Annotated in this window: 18 protein-coding genes and 1 rRNA gene; 10 read left to right on the top strand and 9 right to left on the bottom strand. The window is 37.0% G+C overall.

Features of this window, described 5'->3' with window-relative positions; all coding sequences use genetic code 11:
• Window positions 1-201: 201 nt before the first annotated feature.
• Both H6F47_RS13955 and H6F47_RS13950 read left to right on the top strand, forming a co-directional pair.
• On the top strand, window positions 202-1395 hold the full coding sequence (locus H6F47_RS13955; RefSeq protein ID WP_096571230.1) for an HhoA/HhoB/HtrA family serine endopeptidase: 1194 nt from the start codon (window positions 202-204) through the stop codon (window positions 1393-1395).
• 255 nt (window positions 1396-1650) lie between these two features.
• A complete protein-coding gene (locus H6F47_RS13950; RefSeq protein ID WP_096571232.1) occupies window positions 1651-2163 on the top strand; it encodes a hypothetical protein in 513 nt (170 codons plus the stop codon).
• Between the two features lie 195 nt (window positions 2164-2358).
• Here H6F47_RS13950 and H6F47_RS13945 read toward each other — a convergent pair whose 3' ends face one another.
• From H6F47_RS13945 to H6F47_RS13935, 3 genes are all read right to left on the bottom strand, one after another.
• The gene (locus H6F47_RS13945; RefSeq protein WP_242027397.1) at window positions 2359-2577 is read right to left on the bottom strand and encodes a helix-turn-helix domain-containing protein; all 219 of its coding nucleotides are present in this window, start codon (window positions 2575-2577) and stop codon (window positions 2359-2361) included.
• 247 nt (window positions 2578-2824) lie between these two features.
• Window positions 2825-3610 carry an ABC transporter ATP-binding protein gene (locus tag H6F47_RS13940; protein WP_137669118.1) on the bottom strand — a complete coding sequence of 262 codons (786 nt, stop codon included), beginning with the start codon at window positions 3608-3610 and terminating at the stop codon, window positions 2825-2827.
• 140 nt (window positions 3611-3750) lie between these two features.
• Window positions 3751-4866 carry a branched-chain amino acid ABC transporter permease gene (locus tag H6F47_RS13935; protein WP_190649629.1) on the bottom strand — a complete coding sequence of 372 codons (1116 nt, stop codon included), beginning with the start codon at window positions 4864-4866 and terminating at the stop codon, window positions 3751-3753.
• Between the two features lie 253 nt (window positions 4867-5119).
• Here H6F47_RS13935 and H6F47_RS13930 point away from each other — a divergent pair, with 253 nt between their 5' ends.
• Window positions 5120-6706 (top strand): glucose-6-phosphate isomerase, encoded by a 1587-nt coding sequence (locus tag H6F47_RS13930; protein WP_190347687.1) that lies wholly within the window; start codon window positions 5120-5122, stop codon window positions 6704-6706.
• Between the two features lie 70 nt (window positions 6707-6776).
• Here H6F47_RS13930 and H6F47_RS13925 read toward each other — a convergent pair whose 3' ends face one another.
• Window positions 6777-7430, bottom strand: a complete 654-nt coding sequence (locus H6F47_RS13925; RefSeq protein WP_190347666.1) for a Nif11-like leader peptide family natural product precursor — start codon at window positions 7428-7430, stop codon at window positions 6777-6779.
• A gap of 196 nt (window positions 7431-7626) precedes the next feature.
• Between H6F47_RS13925 and H6F47_RS13920 the strand changes: the two genes are divergently transcribed.
• Genes H6F47_RS13920 through H6F47_RS13905 form a run of 4 tightly spaced genes read left to right on the top strand, consistent with a single transcriptional unit; the run spans window position 7627 to window position 9024 of the window.
• A complete protein-coding gene (locus tag H6F47_RS13920; RefSeq protein ID WP_137668594.1) occupies window positions 7627-7944 on the top strand; it encodes a hypothetical protein in 318 nt (105 codons plus the stop codon).
• A complete protein-coding gene (locus tag H6F47_RS13915) occupies window positions 7941-8303 on the top strand; it encodes an aspartyl protease (RefSeq protein WP_190347665.1) in 363 nt (120 codons plus the stop codon). Before H6F47_RS13920 ends, H6F47_RS13915 begins: the two co-directional genes overlap by 4 nt.
• Before the next feature lie 44 nt (window positions 8304-8347).
• Window positions 8348-8665 (top strand): hypothetical protein, encoded by a 318-nt coding sequence (locus H6F47_RS13910; protein ID WP_096571248.1) that lies wholly within the window; start codon window positions 8348-8350, stop codon window positions 8663-8665.
• A complete protein-coding gene (locus H6F47_RS13905; RefSeq protein ID WP_190649627.1) occupies window positions 8662-9024 on the top strand; it encodes an aspartyl protease in 363 nt (120 codons plus the stop codon). Before H6F47_RS13910 ends, H6F47_RS13905 begins: the two co-directional genes overlap by 4 nt.
• A 67-nt stretch (window positions 9025-9091) precedes the next feature.
• Here the strand turns inward: H6F47_RS13905 and H6F47_RS13900 are convergent, their stop codons facing one another.
• Genes H6F47_RS13900 through H6F47_RS13885 form a run of 3 tightly spaced genes read right to left on the bottom strand, consistent with a single transcriptional unit; the run spans window position 9092 to window position 13542 of the window.
• Window positions 9092-10864: a DUF1802 family protein gene (locus H6F47_RS13900; protein ID WP_242027396.1), complete on the bottom strand. Its 1773-nt coding sequence runs from the start codon at window positions 10862-10864 to the stop codon at window positions 9092-9094.
• Between the two features lie 6 nt (window positions 10865-10870).
• Window positions 10871-12811 (bottom strand): P-loop NTPase fold protein, encoded by a 1941-nt coding sequence (locus H6F47_RS13890; protein ID WP_137668590.1) that lies wholly within the window; start codon window positions 12809-12811, stop codon window positions 10871-10873.
• A gap of 47 nt (window positions 12812-12858) precedes the next feature.
• Window positions 12859-13542, bottom strand: coding sequence for a hypothetical protein (locus H6F47_RS13885; protein ID WP_096571256.1), 684 nt, complete (start codon window positions 13540-13542; stop codon window positions 12859-12861).
• Window positions 13543-13976: 434 nt separating this feature from the next.
• On the opposite strand from H6F47_RS13885, the gene rplI reads away from it, so the two are divergent.
• Complete coding sequence (rplI, locus tag H6F47_RS13880) at window positions 13977-14435, top strand: 50S ribosomal protein L9 (RefSeq protein ID WP_096571258.1); 459 nt, start codon at window positions 13977-13979, stop codon at window positions 14433-14435.
• A gap of 159 nt (window positions 14436-14594) precedes the next feature.
• On the top strand, window positions 14595-16382 hold the full coding sequence (dnaB, locus tag H6F47_RS13875) for a replicative DNA helicase (RefSeq protein ID WP_190649625.1): 1788 nt from the start codon (window positions 14595-14597) through the stop codon (window positions 16380-16382).
• 77 nt (window positions 16383-16459) lie between these two features.
• Here dnaB and H6F47_RS13870 read toward each other — a convergent pair whose 3' ends face one another.
• Complete coding sequence (locus H6F47_RS13870) at window positions 16460-16987, bottom strand: FKBP-type peptidyl-prolyl cis-trans isomerase (RefSeq protein ID WP_096571262.1); 528 nt, start codon at window positions 16985-16987, stop codon at window positions 16460-16462.
• A gap of 79 nt (window positions 16988-17066) precedes the next feature.
• Window positions 17067-17390 (bottom strand): phasin family protein, encoded by a 324-nt coding sequence (locus H6F47_RS13865; RefSeq protein WP_096571264.1) that lies wholly within the window; start codon window positions 17388-17390, stop codon window positions 17067-17069.
• Between the two features lie 476 nt (window positions 17391-17866).
• On the opposite strand from H6F47_RS13865, the gene H6F47_RS13860 reads away from it, so the two are divergent.
• Window positions 17867-17945 (top strand): 16S ribosomal RNA (locus tag H6F47_RS13860); the annotation flags it as partial.

Genomic DNA, 17945 nt, shown 5'->3' with positions numbered 1-17945 from the left:
GGAAAAACCGTACTGAGTCAGGGTAAATGTCCATAATAGCTTGGTTGGTGTATGTTCCATTAACTTGATGACAGAAGTTGTTAGATCACAAGTTGGGTAAAAACTTCAATCAGCACAGATTTGTAAACCAGCTATAAAAATAATTGTAGCTAGATTTGTAAATAGATAGCAAACATTAGGCTTCTAGATTAGGTTGTGATTATGCAAATTTTTCAACTACCTCAGTTTATACGTAAACTCAGTACCCGTGTTTTAGCGATTTTTTTAGGAGTGGTGTTAACGGTTTCTTGTGTGTCAGTTTTACCTTCCCACGCAGAAACAGCACCGGATCAAGTGGTTGCCCAAAAACCATCTGCTGCTGTTGGTGCTATTGGTAACAGTAGCTTTGTCACTGCGGCGGTAAATCGTGTGGGTTCTGCTGTGGTAAGGATTGATACCGAAAAAACTATTACTCGTCCTGTTGATCCCATTTTGGAAGATCCGTTTTTACGAAGGTTTTTTGGTGATGGTTTCCCCCAAATGTCACCCACTGAACAGTTAAGGGGTTTAGGTTCTGGTTTTATTCTGGATAAAAGTGGGATAATTTTGACTAATGCCCATGTTGTAGATCAAGCTGATAAAGTAACTGTACGCTTGAAAGATGGCCGTACTTATGAAGGTAAGGTAAAAGGCATTGATGAAGTTACTGATTTAGCAGTAGTTAAGATTAATGCTGGTAGCGATTTACCGATCGCACCTTTGGGATCTTCTAGCAGTGTACAGGTGGGAGATTGGGCGATCGCTGTCGGTAATCCGTTAGGATTTGATAATACTGTCACTTTGGGTATTGTCAGCACTTTAAAACGTTCTAGCGCCCAGGTGGGAATTAGTGATAAACGTTTAGATTTCATTCAAACTGACGCAGCGATTAACCCTGGTAACTCTGGAGGTCCGTTGTTAAATGCTGAAGGAGAAGTAATTGGCATTAATACCGCTATTCGTGCAGATGCAATGGGAATCGGGTTTGCTATTCCGATAGATAAAGCTAAGGCGATCGCTGCACAATTACAAAAAAACGGTAAAGTTGCTCATCCCTATTTAGGGGTACAGATGGTGACATTAACACCCCAGTTAGCAAGACAAAATAACACTGATCCTAACTCTGCAATTCAAATACCAGAAGTGAATGGTGTGTTAGTGATCCGAGTTGTACCTAACTCCCCTGCTGCTACTGCGGGTATGCGACGCGGTGATGTGATTTTACAAATTGACAGTCAAACAATTACCACTGCTGAACAATTGCAAAGAGTTGTAGAAGATAGTCGTTTAGGTGAAGCGTTGCAGGTAAAAGTACAAAGAGGAAATCAACTTCAGGTGCTTTCTGTGCGTACTGCTGAGTTACAAGACATTTCTTAATATCCAAATCCCAAGAAAATGGGGATATGTTGAGGCATATCCTCATTTTTTCATGTTAAGTTTCTAATTAGGGTTTGCTGAAAAATTTATCTGTGAAGGCTAGGTGACTGGGGACTGGGGACTGGGGACTGGGAACTGGGGACTGGGGACTGGGGACTGGTGACTGGGAAGAGTACCCAATTACCAATTACCAATTACCCATTACCTATTACCAATTACCTATTACCTATTACCTAATTTTGAATTTCTGAAAATATGGCATCTAACAAAAATATTCTCAGCGAAATATTATCTTCTTCGCCAAACTTTTTTTCTCAACTGGTATTTGGCTTTCTGTTAGCTATTATTTCCAGTTTTGCAGGAGCTTCATTAATTCTCAGTTTATTTGTGGGGATTATGGGTGGTGTTGCTTTAGGGTGGTTTACAAACGTCAACGAAAATAACCCCCAAATACCAGATGTAGCTTCTAATGATGGCATTGATGCAGCACTGAAATACTGGTTATTTTTCATGTTCAGCTTTGTGTTTCTTGGTTATTCCGCACCAATAAGTATTTTATTTGGAGGAATAGCAGCTGTAGGTGGTGGTTGGATTATTGCTTGGTGGAGAAGTAAAGAAGCAACTCAAACTCAATTATCAGATGAAATTTTAGAAGAAGCAGAAATCCCAGAACCCAACGAGAAAAGTACCAGAGGCAGAAAAAGAATATCTACCCGTCGTTATCGTCGCGCTTCTGGCAGTTTCAATTTTCGCTTTTGGCAAAAATAGATGTAAGCATTCAGCTATCAGTTTATAACAGCAAAAACAAAGATTTAGCAGCATTAATTGAGGAAATTTCCACTTTGTATTTTAGCGTTGAAAGCTGAAAGTTGATGGACACCGACGGCTGAATACTTACGAGCAAAGGAACGATATTGAACGATATTGATGTTATTAAATCAAATAATACAAATTCCCAGAAACTTACAAAATTTGTCTCATTCTCGCTTGATAGTCCATTAATGCACCTTGAGTAATGACATTACAACCATTTCTCCTAGCGGTGGGAATTTGTCCGGTTCTTAAAGCTGTATACAATGTGTGGTGATCTACACCGAGAAATCTCGCTGCTTCTGTTAGGGATGTACCGGAGTTGATCATACATCCTCTTTTTCTTTTTCGGCTTGCAAATGTATGTAACATAAGGCAATGAAAAATGAGTTATTAGATCTTTATGTTGCTGGATAAAAAAACGGAGGTTAATGTTTTTTCAACAAAACTTGACGTTTTGACTACAAGTACAGTGGTAAGCTGTTACACAGCTAAATTGTATAATCCTAATATTCTCAACTCCTGTGATCAAACTTTTGTGATCAAACTTTTGACTTGATGCAAAACCTATCTCAATTATAGCTTTAAGCTGATTACTGATTACTGAATGCTGATGATTTTATTGTCCTAAATACGCTTCTAAAACTTTGGCATTTTTTTGAATTTCCGTAGGAGTACCGACTGCTAAATTTTGTCCTTCTGCTAATACCCAAACTTTGTCACACAAAGACATAATTACATCCATATTATGTTCAATAATTAAAAAAGTTAAACCATTTTCTCTGTTCCATTTGAGGATGCGATCGCAAATATCATCTATTAATCTAGGATTCACTCCTGCTGCTGGTTCATCTAATAATATTAACTTAGGATTTGTCATCAAAGCGCGTCCCATTTCTAATAGTTTACGCTGTCCACCTGACAAACCACCAGCATAGTCATTTGCTTTTTTTTCTAATCCTACAGATTCTAATAAAAACATTGCCCTTTCTTTATTTTGTTTTTCTTCTCTAGCGACAATGTGTGGTTGAAATTGCACTTGCCAAAAATTCTCACCAATTTGTTTTTGTGCTGCTAACAGCATATTTTCTAAAACTGATAAACGTGATAGAGTTTTGGGAACTTGGAAGGTACGAATTAAACCTTGTTGGGCAATTTGAAATGGTTGTAAATTGTGAATCGGTTCACCATCAAAAATCACTCTTCCTTTATCTGGGTGGATGAAATTGGACAGTAAATTAAATAAAGTCGTTTTACCCGCACCATTAGGACCAATTAAACCAGTGATACTACCTTGAGTAACTTCGATGTTAGCATCTTGAACCGCTTGAATACCACCAAAATTTTTACAAAGTCCGGTAGCTGCTAATAGGGGAATTTGGGGAGATTGAATATTATTTACCATGATGTTTTTATTCTCAACTTAACTTTTAATTAATTATTATCAACGTTTTTGATCAATTACCAATTTTCAAAATTAATCAAAATTAATCAAAATTAATCAAAATTAATAACTTCCGTTCCCAGTCACCAATCACCAATCACCTATTTACCAAGAGTAAGTTCCTCTTTTTTACCTAGAATACCTTGAGGTCGCCAAATCATCAGTACCATGAGAATTAGACCGATAAACATAATTCTAAAAGCACCGATACGTTCTACATCTAAAGGAACAATTTTTGGTAAAAATTCCCGTGTGAGGGCATCATAAGCGAAATAAATTACTGCCCCTAAAATTGTACCGATATTATTACCAGAACCGCCTAAAATTATCATAATCCAAGCGTCAAAAGTGAGTTGAGGTTGAAAATTATCAGGATAAATGGCGCTCAGTTGCCAAGCGAAGAAAGCACCAGCAATACCAGCGATCGCACCGCCTAACATCAAAGATTGTAACTTATAAGAAAAGACATTTTTACCTAATGCTTTGGGTACTTCTTCATCTTCACGGATAGCTTTGAGAACTCGACCCCAAGGAGATTTGACTAAAAATTCTAAGCGCCAAAAAACAAAAGCTAAGACTAACAAAGCCAATAACATTAAGCCCGCTTTAGGGTTGTAATTATACAATCCCACCACACCAGCAACATAAATAGCGACTGACAATAAACCTAAAATTATACCCACTACCAAACGGGAAGAAAATTCTTTTTTAATGGAAACAGTGACAGATTTTTGAGCAGTTGTTACCCAACGCCACAAAGAAAATAAAGTAACAATTGCAAGTAAGGAAAGTACACCAATCATCAAAAATCGGAAAAATAAATTGGGTGTGGTTGATAGAGGAATCGCATAACTTTGGACACCAAACGCCCCAGAAATCCAAGCATCATCTACTGGTAAATCTTGGTTATTCACCACCAAACGAATTAATTCCCCAGTACCAATAGTAACAATACCCAGATAATCTTCCCGGAGGCGTAGAGTTGCAAAACCAATAACTAAACCTAACAAAGCGGAGACAATTGCCCCAGCGATCGCCGAAAATAATAGAGGTACACCTTTTAAACTTAATAAAACTGTAGTATATGCACCCAAGGTCATAAAAGCAATATGACCAAAATTAATCAAACCTGTAAAACCCCACTGTAAATTAAGCCCTAATGCGAACAAAGCAAAAGTAGCAGTAGAAATAGCCAGAAAAATGAGATATTCAATCATAATTAGTCATTAGTTATTTTTACCCAGTCCCCAATCCCCAGTCACCACGATAGAAATTACAGGTGAAATAGTCAAGTTTTTGCGTGTTGTGCCAATGCCAGATGTGTAAATTGGTGATTGGTGACTGGGTTAACCTCCCTTTCTTCCCCTGCCTCCTGCCTCCTCATTACAAACTGTATAAGACAGAGCAGGGATCGCCAAAACCATAGATTAAACTGGAGTTTGATCAAGTATATGTGAGAATTCCCTCATGATGGATGCTAAGGCACTTTGGCAACGATACCAAGAATGGTTATATTACCACGAGGGATTAGGACTGTATCTAGATATCAGCCGGATGCGGTTTGATAACGCTTTCGTGGAGTCGTTGCAGTCGAAATTTGATAAGGCTTTTGCGGATATGGCCGCTTTGGAAAAGGGAGCGATCGCCAATCCTGATGAAAACCGCATGGTAGGACACTACTGGTTGCGTAACCCAGACTTAGCACCCTCTCCAGAACTAAAACAAGAAATAGTTCAAACTTTAGAACAAATCGAAGCTTTTGCGGATCAGGTACAAACCGGGGCAGTTCATCCCCCCAAAGAAAGCCGCTTTACTGACATTATTTCTATCGGTATTGGTGGTTCAGCTTTAGGTCCCCAGTTTGTCGCTGAAGCACTTGCACCCGATTTTCCTCCCCTCAACATTCACTTTATCGACAATACCGATCCTGCTGGTATTGATCGGGTTCTCTCCTCTATCGACGATAAACTGGCTACTACCCTGGTATTAGTCATTTCTAAATCTGGTGGTACACCCGAACCCCGCAACGGCATGATCGAGGTGAAAAAAGCCTACGCTGCCAAAAATTTAGACTTTGCTAAATATGCAGTTGCCATCACCAGCACAGATAGTAACTTAGATAAAGTGGCTCAATCTGAGGGTTGGTTAACAACTGTCCCCATGTATGACTGGGTAGGTGGGCGTACTTCAGAAATGTCTTCCGTAGGATTATTACCCGCAGCATTACAGGGTATTGATATCCGTGCCATGTTAGATGGTGCAAAAGAAATGGATGATGCCACCCGTGTTGCTAATATTAAAAATAACCCAGCAGCATTATTAGCATTATCTTGGTATTTCTCCGGTAACGGTAAAGGCGAAAAAGATATGGTTGTCTTACCTTACAAAGACAGCTTGTTATTATTTAGCCGTTATTTACAACAATTGGTAATGGAATCTTTGGGTAAAGAACAAGATTTAGACGGTAAAACTGTATATCAAGGTATTGCCGTTTATGGTAACAAAGGTTCAACAGACCAACACGCCTATGTACAACAATTGCGGGAAGGTGTACCCAATTTCTTTGCAACTTTAATTGAAGTTTTAGAAGATCGTCAAGGTGCATCTCCTGAAATTGATCCTGGTGTCACATCTGGTGATTATTTATCAGGTTTCTTATTAGGAACTCGTCAAGCATTGTATGAGAATAACCGCGATTCTATTACAGTGACAATTCCTCAAGTTAATGCTCGCACAGTGGGAGCGTTAATTGCATTATATGAACGGGCTGTAGGATTTTATGCCAGCTTAGTTAATATTAACGCTTATCACCAACCTGGTGTAGAAGCTGGTAAAAAAGCTGCCGCTGCAATTCTCGATTTACAACAAAAAGTAATCAAAGTATTGCAAACAGAAAAGAAAGCCCTTTCTATTACCGAAATAGCTGATAAAGCTGGTGCTGCTGAACAAGTTGAAGCAATTTACAAAATTCTGCGTCATCTTCATGCTAATAATCGCGGTGTGGTGTTAACAGGTGATTTAAGCAAACCAGGAACTTTAACAGTTTCTTTGGGTTAAATACAATCAATTCTCCTGTTAAAATATCCTGTTTTTACAATCCTCGATTTCTTCAAGAAGTCGGGGATTTTTAGTTTAATAGACGCTGATTAAAGTAACCATGAGGTAAAAAACATTGACGAAGAAAATATTCTTCATCATCTATATCACCACTTTTAAAAAATCCCATCTCTGGTTTTTTTACATGGGAAAAGGGAGCTAACATTCCCCATTCTTCCGCTAACCATATCCATTGTCCTGTAGGAATCATACTGATTACTGGTGTGACATAAGCTTCACCCGTAGCAATAGAAATTCTGACTCTGGAGGATGATTTAATATCAATTAAAATCCAGATAAAGGCTTCTATGGGAAATATATAATTGTGTTGTCTGGCAATTTCCAGAAAATTTTGTGGTGTAGTTGTTGATAGCAACTTATCTTTCAAATCTGGATATTTTTCCGCAATGGCTAAAAAGCCCCAAATTATTTCTTGATTAATCATTACCCAAGCTAATTCTTGTTCTGTAAAACTATAGCCATATTCTTTGACTATCGCTATGAACTGTTTTAGGCTGATAGTTTTAGTTATTTGTTTGATGAGAATTTCTCTAGAACTTGATAAGTTTAGAAAATTCTGCACATTATCCCATTGTAAAATATTAATTGCTGGGCTATTTTGAATCTTGTCTAACCAAGTTATATAATCATCCTCTTGCCAAAAGTTCCTGAGTATGTGTCTCATTATTCTCACTACCAATTTTCGCTTTTATTGAAGTTAAATTTGGTAGAGATTCCCTGTTGTTTAATCTTGCCTTAATTATAAGATGTAAAAATTTCAACTGGTTGTATTTGAACTGTAATCAAAACATAAGTTAACATTTTGACATCAAACTCAGTTTTTGATACCATAATAATAGTGAAAATTAGAGTTTAAAACCATGACACAACTAACACCCAAACCACCAAGAAGAAGAGGCAGAATTTTTCCAGAACTGACTTTATCCCCTGAAGAGTTAGCAAAACGTGAAGCAGAAAGAGAAGCCTTTCATCAGCGTTGTTGGGCAATTTTTGAGCGTGTCCGTCCAGAATTAATGAAAGAACATTATAACTGGTATATTGCTGTAGAACCAGATAGCGGTCATTATTTCATTGATCAGGATATGGAAATTGCTAGTAAAAAAGCACGGGAGCAACATCCTAATGTGATACATTTTCTATTTCGCATTAATGAAACTGGGGTAACTGGTAGAATATGATACAGGGTTATCTTGGTGATGAGGGGCAGTTATTTTTTGAGATTGAATTAATTACAAATGATGGCTTAAACTTGCCTGTTGATGCTTTGTTAGATACGGGTTTCACAGGCTTTATTGCTATTAATAAACAAGATTTAGATGCTTTGAATTGGCAATTTATTAGTGAACAAAGAATGCGAACTGCACAAGGAATAAAAGTATTTGATATTTATTCCGGTAAGGTGATTTTGGATAATCAAGAGTATGAAATACCTGTTTATGCTGGAGATCAATTAACGGAGATTTTATTAGGTTCACGGTGGTTGGAGTTTTTACCTTTAATGGTGAATTTTCCAGCAGGTGTTTTAACTTTAGGGTGATTTTTTGCTACAATTAAAATAATTAAAAATAGGAGTTTAAAACCATGACTCAACTAACACCCAAACAACTAAGAAGAAGAGGTAGAATTTTTCCAGAACTGACTTTATCCTCTGAAGAGTTAGCAAAACGTAAAGCAGAAAAAGAAGCATTTCATAAACGCTGTCGGGCAATTTTTGAGCGTGTCCGTCCAGAATTAATGAAAGAACATTATAACTGGTATATTGCCGTAGAACCAGATAGCGGTGATTATTTCATTGATCAAGACATAGAAGTTGCCAGTCAACAAGCACGGGATAAACACCCTCATGCTGTACATTGTATGTTTAGGTTAAATGAAATTGGGGCAGTTGGCAGAATATGATACAGGGTTATTTTGGTGATGGAGGTCAATTATTTTTTGAAATTGAATTAATCACTACTGATGGTTTCAATCTGCCTGTAGATGCTATGTTTGATACTGGTTTTACAGGCTTTCTTGCTATTAATAAACAAGATTTAGAAGCTTTGAATTGGCAATTTCTGCGTGAACAAGAATTGATAACAGCGCAAGGACAAAAAGCTTTTGATCTTTATTTAGGTAAGGTGATTTTGGATAATCAAGAGTATGAAATTCCTGTTTATGCTGGTGATGAGTTAACAGAGATTTTATTAGGTTCAGAGTGGTTGGAGTTTTTACCTTTGGTGGTGAATTTTTCAGCAGGTGTTTTAACTTTGGCATAGGTTGAGGAAACGAACCACTAAGACACCAAGAGCGTGAAGATAAAAGAAGAAGAAAGAAGAGTTATTTTTATATTGCTAAATCGCGTAGGTAGTAGAATTTATCGTTTTTCCAGTCGTTTCCTTTTTCTCTTCCTAAGTAACCGGTTAGGGGTGATGAAAGTTCTATTAATATTTCGTGCATTTCTTCAGGTTTTAATGGTTGTGGTGGATGTGATCCGAAATATGCACCATGTAAAGTATCAACTCCTGTAGATTCTATTCCTGCATTTTGTAGATAATTTTTGACGAGTTGGATAATGTGCGATCGCAATTTTATTTCTTGTTCTACTTTATCTATATATTTGTTAATTTTATCATCAGCTTCTTCTCCAAATGGTTTTTTTTCTAGGTCTTGCTTCAAATTTAATAAATCTATTGAACCAGGGTGTTTTGCTTTTAAAGTGACTAATTTTTGTAAAGTTTCTGGACGAATAACGTTCATTTTACTTCCTTGTGCAGTTTTTTCAGTATCTGGTGTTAATTTACCAGCAGCTATAATAATTTTGATACAATTATTATATTCTTCTTGTAAATGTTTTAATCCTAGTTTTACAAGTTGTGCTACTGTACTATCAGCAACTTTTTCTGTTTTAGTTGCCTTACATTCTCCTATAACTGGATAAGGATACTCACAGTAAAAATCTAGACCTCCAGCACCACCTAATTTATCAGGATCTAAATTAGCTTTAGGGTTTGTATTGGAGCAAGAAAAACCTAATTTAATTAAACTTTTTCTAACCAGCCTTTCAAATTCATTACCATCACTAGAATTACCAACTTTAGCTATATCTTGAATCCATGACAAATCAACATCTCTGGTGACAAACTCATAAAGTCTGTTATTTGTAAATGTATCACTACTCCATCCTAAAATTTCTTTAATTTCATTTTCTAATACTAATTTATAAATTGTATAACGAAAGTCTACTTTTATCAAATTATAATTATAAGGCGGATTGCCAATAATTTTTTCTGTACGTGATGTTTGTTGATTATTATTTATCTCCTCTAAGAATTTAATTTTCAATTCTTCCTCCGAAACATTAATAGGAATATCTAAATACTGATCGGTTAACGAAATAAATAAGCCTGAACCCCTTAAAATATCCTTATTTGTAGTCCATGAAGAAGGCACTGATCCGTATTGGAAATTATCGAAAGAGTTGGAATTATCAGGTCTCAAATTGTATAAATTATTTTTGGTCATTTGTGATAACTCAAACAGTAATTCTTCCAGTTCAGGATGTAGGGGAGGTTGGCGGTTTTCTAGTTGTTGTTTACGCTGATTAAATACATGATCACTTAATACGGGTTTAGCTTCAGATACAGAAATGTTATTAGGTAAGGGTGCAAATTTTCCTAGTTTTTCTTGAATATTGGGAATAGCTGGAATTTCATAAGGTTTATCTAAATGATAAACTCTTAAATAGGCCAGAAAAAAATGCGGACGGTTTTGTAATATTTTTTCAAATCTTTCTGGTTTCCAGATGGTTAATTGAGATAAAATATCTAGTTGTTTAGATTTATCTGGAATTTCTAAAAATTCACATCTAGCCCAGGATTTAATTGTAACTTCCTCATAATTAACTTGATTGTTAACACTTTGAGTAGTAGCTAAAAAACTTGAACTGTAATATTTATCTATTCCTATTGTAGAAATATCAACAGGATAAAGGGCGAATATTTGCCCCAAATTTAGTAATTTCTGAGGTAAAGCAGTAATAATTTGCCCTTGTATTAAAGCTTCAACATCAGGAGCAGGTAAACACAAGGCGTTATAAATTGAAATTGATTTATTCATAATTAATTAACCAAATAAATCACTTAAATCATCAGCATCTTCTGTTTCATTCATATTTGAAGAAGTAAGAAATTCGTCTATAATATCTTCATCATCAACATCAGGCATATTACCCGATGGATCACTTAATATTTCTCTCAATAAGAGATTATCAAAAGTAATATTATGCTTAGAGATAATATCAAAAATCTGTTCTTCTGTTAATTGATAATTTTGTTGTTTTTGATAAAGATTGAAAATCGCTATCAATGGGCGTATTTGTTCTTCGATTAAATCTACATTTTCTCCCCCCTTTTGTAAAATCAATTCATCAAACAACCTATATGTTGCTGATTTTTTTTGCATTTGTTTTATTTTGGATTTAGAACGCACTAAACAACCACGTGTTAAATCAAAAGTATGATAGTCATTTAACCGTCTTAAAGCTGCATTTAATGTAAATTGAGAATCTTGGACAACTGCTACACCAATTTTTACTTCTTTACCATTTTCATTACCGATAATTTTGAATTTTATAAAATTGTTATTCTTGGATTTAGGTAAAATATCTTTGGTAATTTCTTCAATTATTACTCCTTCTAATGTTTGTCCTTTTAAAGTGCTAAAGCCAAAATAAAGAGCTTCAGCAATAAGAGCAGCATCCTCTATATATTCTTCAAATCTTGCTTCACTTTCTCTTGTAAAGGCTAGTTCAAACCTTTCCAAAGGATCACTAGGAAGTATTTCTTCTTCAACCTTAAAATTATCTGCACACCATCGCAAAGCTTCCCTAACACTAGGTTTATTTTTACCGTATTCTCTAAGTTGACTTTCTTCAAATGGATAAAGTGGATGGGGAGGAATTAAATTTTTTGAACTGTAATATTCTCCTAACCAAACAGTTGCTAATTCAACCATATAACCAGCATTAATACTATCTAAATTTAGTGGGTTACCTTGTGTAAATTTAGAAATCCTGTCAGGTGTACCACCTGGTATTGTCTTGATCTTGTTAGTCCATATTTCAGGCATCATTACAGTGAGAATAACAATGCCTTGGCTAAGTTCATAGTTTTCCAGAGTGTCATGGAGAATTTTAACTAAATTAGCAATTACGCATTCTGTGGGCAAACCATCCTCAGTAGAGTTGTTGTAAACATCGATTTCATCAAAACAAATAACTACTGGGTTATAAAAACTCACTAAATTTAAAATTTGCTGAATATTTTTAAGAGCTTCAGCTTCTCTATCTTGAGGAGTTTTACTAGGATTAGGTAATCCCAATTCATCAGCATTTAATTGAGCTAATTCCTCTCCAGATAACCATTTACTTGCAAAAGGGGCTTGGGTTTCTGAAAGTGTCCACAAAATAGCTCGAATAATGTAGGGATCTGCATCAGGTTTATTTTTAATCACCTGTTTTTGCAGGGCATTCATGAGATTTTTATTTTTAGTCAAACTACTTTTATAGGCTTGGTCAAATTTTTTGACTAACTCTGCTGGACTGAGTGCATTTTCTTTACCTTCATTGGCCATAGCTGCGGCTACTTCTTGCCACTGCATTACTTCCTGACTACCAGTTTTACTGAGACTATCTGCTAAAGTTTGCTGGAATTGGTACTTCACTAAATTTAAGTCTGTATAGTTACTAGCACCTGAATAAACGAATAAAGCGCCGCCTACTTTTTCTAGTTCATGACGAATACGACTAAGGAGATGCGTTTTACCAACTCCCTTTTGTGCAGTGATCGCAATTGAGGTTACTTTATCTTGACTAGATTTACTTTTCTTGACAACTTCGATGGCTTTAAAAACTTTATTAGAAGCATGACTATTTAAAGTAGGTACATCGGGAAATCCTTTTCCCCAAATATTCTGTTGTTGAGTAATTCCAGCGTTAGTAAATGGATTATGACTATTGATAGCGGCGTTAACAGCTTCTATGGCAGAAACAGGGGTATTTGTCATGATAATTTCTTAGGTGTAAGGAACGAAAAAGTTTAGAAATAATTTGATTAAATCAAGCGTTTAGCATAAGAACGTAGTTGTGTCCCAGGTATAGAAATTGAATCTTCCCGTTTATCAGGGGTAAAATCTGGTATTTCTCCTGTCATCAGTTGCAAAATATCATCAGCTTGCATTTCTACCAGCCATTTATTGAATTTTTCGCGGCTAACTCGTTCACTTATTTCTCTTCTAATGCGATAAATAGGCACTAAATCATCCAGGTTATATTCGTAATTCAACTTATCATAAACATCTAAAGCTACAGTCTTAAACTCCTCATAAGAACCAATAACCCCACCCTTAACCCCATTACCAGACGCAACCGGCGCACCTAACACAACATTAAGATCACTTATCCACCGCAACAGTGCATTAGCAGCCCAAGTACCAACAATAGTTCCCTCAAACTTAAACTCTTTACTACGCAAACCCGCACCCAACACCTCTAAACCAGTTGGTGATGTGAGAGTATAACTAATAGCAGAACCTTTTTTAGAGACAGCGATCGCTCCCTGTGCTTCCAAATCCTCTAAAATACCCTGATAGTCCGCCATCTTCTGACCCTTAGACACTACCCGCTTGCCTAATTTACCCTTAGCTACCTTCTGCTGACTTGCTCCCAAATCCCACAACGCAAGCAGCAAGCGAGTTTTAGCGTAACTTGCCTGTAAATCCTTAATCTTTGAACTCATGGTAATGTGTGTTAAATAAGTGCAACTATTATAATAGTGATTGTAATTTTTATGTCACCACAACTCAAAAATTGTTTATTTTCTCAATATTGCCGATCAATAACGCAAAATATCTACACAAAAAGCAACAGAGAATTTACCTAACTTATAAAATATCTGGACTGATGCAAAACAGAAGCAAAATAGCGGTAATTCATGAATTACTCCCCCAGAAATAATCAGATTTTTAGTCCAATCTTACGTAAGTCCTCAAATGTATTGAGCAAATATTGGGCAAAGTTTTTGGGGATTGAGTGTTGCGATCGCCCCCCATAATTCGTTAAAATATCTAGTCTTTGGGATATAAACAAAGTCGCTTCTCGTCAAGCTACACTTTTGTAACCTATCCTGCTGACACCCAATTTAACGAGATTTTACAGGAAAAAAGAAAAACAATGGCCAAACGAGTGCAGTTAGTATTAACAAAAGATGTGAGCAAGCTGGGAAAATCCGGCGACTTAGTGGATGTAGCTCCCGGCTATGCTCGTAATTATCTCATTCCCCAGAGTCTAGCTACTCAAGTTACCCCCGGTATTTTAAGACAAGTAGAACGCCGTCGTGAACAAGAACGTCAACGTCAACTAGAACTTAAACAACAAGCACAAGAGCAAAAAGCAGCCCTAGAAAAAGTTGCTAAATTAACAATTGCCAAGCAAGTAGGCGAAAACGAAGCCATCTTCGGTACTGTCACCACCCAAGATGTAGCAGATGCAATTAAAGCAGCTACCAGTCAAGAAATTGACAAACGTGGTATCACCATTCCTGATATCAACCACCTGGGTACATACAAAGCCGAAATCAAGCTGCACTCTGAAGTAACAGCCCAAATTGATATCGAAGTTGTTGCCAGCTAAGATAGGTGACAGGTGACAGGTGACAGGTGACAGGTAAGAAGGTTATAGGGTAATGAAGAAAATTAAGTATTGCCTTTTGCCTTTTGCCTTTTACCTGCAAACTACCAAGTTAAGCTTGAAGCTAATATTTAAATCCTGCTGATAAATCCTAAATTGCTTATGGCTGAAGAACTAAGTTTTCAAGGTGATGGCAGCGATCGTCTCCCACCCCAAAACATCGAAGCAGAAGAAGCGATTTTGGGGGGTATTCTCCTAGATCCAGAAGCTATAGGAAGAGTACGCGATCGCCTTGTTCCCGAAGCCTTTTATATTAACGCCCATAGAGAAATCTATCAAGCCGCCCTCACTCTTCACGCCCAAAGTAAACCCACAGACTTACTTTCCCTCACCAGTTGGTTAACAGACAACGATAAACTAACCCGCATTGGTGGCAGAAATAAATTAGCCACCCTAGTAGATCGTACAGTTTCAGCAGTTAACATAGATGCCCTAGCAGAATTAGTCATGGAAAAATACCTGCGACGGCAATTAATCAAAGCAGGTAACGAAATTGTACAACTAGGTTTCGAGACACAAACAGAATTACCCATAGTTTTAGATCAAGCAGAACAGAAAGTATTTAGTATTACTCAAGAAAAACCAGAATCAGGTTTAGTTCACATAGCAGATACATTAATTAACGCCTTCCAAGACGTTGAAAAAAGACATGAAGGCATTGCTTTACCTGGTATTCCCTGCGGTTTTTATGATTTAGATGCCATGACTAGCGGTTTTCAGCGTTCTGATTTAATCATCGTCGCTGGCAGACCATCAATGGGAAAAACAGCATTTTGCTTGAACTTAGCTCACAACATCGCCGCAGGTTATAAATTACCAGTCGCAGTATTCAGCTTAGAAATGTCAAAAGAACAGCTAGTACAAAGACTATTAGCCAGTGAAGCCCAAATTGAAAGCGGTTATTTACGAAGTGGACGTATTAGCCAAACCCAATGGGACTCTTTAGGTCGTGCAATTGGTATGCTTTCAGAAATGCCCATTTTTATTGACGACACTCCCAATATTACAGTTACACAAATGCGGAGTCAAGCGCGAAAACTCCAAGCACAACAGAACACAGAACTAGGATTAATAATAATAGATTATCTACAATTAATGGAAGGCGCAGGAGATAATCGCGTACAAGAACTATCAAAAATTACCCGTTCTTTAAAAGGTTTAGCAAGGGAATTATCAGTACCAGTAATTGCCCTATCACAGTTAAGTCGGGGAGTAGAAGCAAGGACTAATAAACGCCCGATGTTGTCAGATTTAAGAGAATCTGGTTGTTTAACAGGTGATAGCTTAATCACTTTAGCAGATACTGGATTACAAGTACCAATTAAAGAATTAGTAGGTAAATCTGGTTTTGCAGTTTGGGCATTGAATGAAAAAACAATGAAGCTAGAAAAAGCTATTGTGAGTAACGCTTTTTCTACAGGTATCAAACCTGTATTTACCTTAAAAACTCGACTAGGAAGAAAAATTAGAGCAACTGCTAATCACAAACTCCTCACAATTCATGGTTGGAAAAAACTAGATGAGTTAAGTCCTAAACAACATATATGTTTACCAAGACATCTATCTATTTCGGGTAAACAAACCATGACTGATTGGGATAAAATTGTCGCAATCATACCAGATAGAGAAGAAGAAGTATTTGACTTAACAGTTCCCAATTTACATAACTTTGTCGCCAATAACATCATTGTTCATAACTCCATCGAACAAGATGCAGATTTAGTCATCATGCTTTACCGCGACGAATATTACTCACCAGACACACCAGATCGCGGAATAGCAGAAGTCATCATAGCCAAACACCGTAACGGACCAACAGGAACAGTAAAACTATTATTTGATCCTCAATTTACAAAATTCAAAAACCTAGCTAGACCAAACAATTATTAATAATAACAGGTAATTGATAATCGGTAATTGGTTTACCCATTACCCATTACCCATTACCCATTACCCATCACCAAATTTTATTTAATATCCAACAATTCCACATCAAAAATCAAAGTAGCATTAGGAGGAATCACACCACCAGCACCACGCGCACCATAACCCAACTCAGAAGGGATAATCAACTGACGGCGATCGCCCACCTTCATTGTACTCAGACCTTCATCCCAACCTTTAATGACTTGTCCTATACCAATTTTAAAACTAAAAGGTTGACCGCGATCGCGTGAACTATCAAACTTCTTCCCATTTTCCAAAGTACCAGTATAGTGAACTACAACCGTTTGTCCCTTTTGAGGAGTAGCTTCACCATCCCCCTTTGCTAATTCAATATACTGTAGTCCAGAGGAAGTAGTTACGACATTCGCATCAGACATAATATTGCTCGCTACTAGAGTAGTTTTTTCTTCAATTACAGCAGTGGAAACTGGTGGATTGTGACTTAACTTAGCAGCAACAGCAGTATCCTGATTACCACCCATTTGTGCTAATACCAAAGCCACAACACACACCAGCATGAATACCACGCTCAAAAAAATTCCTTTCAAAATCAGCCCTCCCTATATAGGTAGCTTGGTAAACAGATTACCAACAGGACAGAAACCAGTTTAAAACACAATCCGCACTCTAACGCCACAGCTTATTTTCCAAATCCCGCACCTGACGCTCCAAACGATCAATTCTTCCCCGCAGTTCATCCACCTCAGACTGACGAGCAACCCCCAAATCTTGCATCATATTCCGCATCTGCCGTTGCATCTGCACTTCCCAATTACCCTGCTCCGACTTCAACTGCTGCACAATATCATCCATCACCACCTTAGCTTGCTCAGGATTCAACTTCCCATCCTTCACCAATTCATCACCTACCTGTTTAAGCTTATCAGCAACCAAAGATGTAGTTCCTAAACCTAACATCATTAACTGTTCCAACCAGTTATTGCTATCCATACATCCTTCCTATTTATTTGATATATAACCAGCAGACCTTCCATCCTGAACCCCAAAAGACCATCCTGAATGCCCACTGATCCTAGCTTACAGATATATTTTGGCAAATTTGACCACATCAGCAAATTAACCTCACCACTTCAAAAACTCAAATAGATCACAAAATCCAACCCTTTCTCCTCCCCTCTGCACAAATAATGGTAGTCCCAACAGCACCAAAACCTGTTCCAGTAAAGCTTTCAACCCATTTACCAAAAAGTCTAAAAAATTTTTGAAAAAGTAGTTGACATTCCCAGAGAGGTCAGCTATATTAAATGAGGTGAGGCAAACGAAGCCCACCACTGAACCGAGACAAAATAATACTTTGAAAGAAAAAAGACGACCATTCCTCGTCAAAGAAATTTAACTAACGAATTCTGGCGATAAAAAAGGAATTCGGAAGTAAAACAAAAATAAAAGAGCTAAACAAACTTAACAAAACGGAGAGTTTGATCCTGGCTCAGGATGAACGCTGGCGGTATGCTTAACACATGCAAGTCGAACGGACTCTTAGGA

The sequence above is a fragment of the Sphaerospermopsis sp. FACHB-1094 genome, from assembly GCF_014696195.1.
Classification (GTDB): Bacteria; Cyanobacteriota; Cyanobacteriia; order Cyanobacteriales; family Nostocaceae; genus Sphaerospermopsis; species Sphaerospermopsis kisseleviana.
This window is presented reverse-complemented; position numbering and strand designations above follow the sequence as displayed.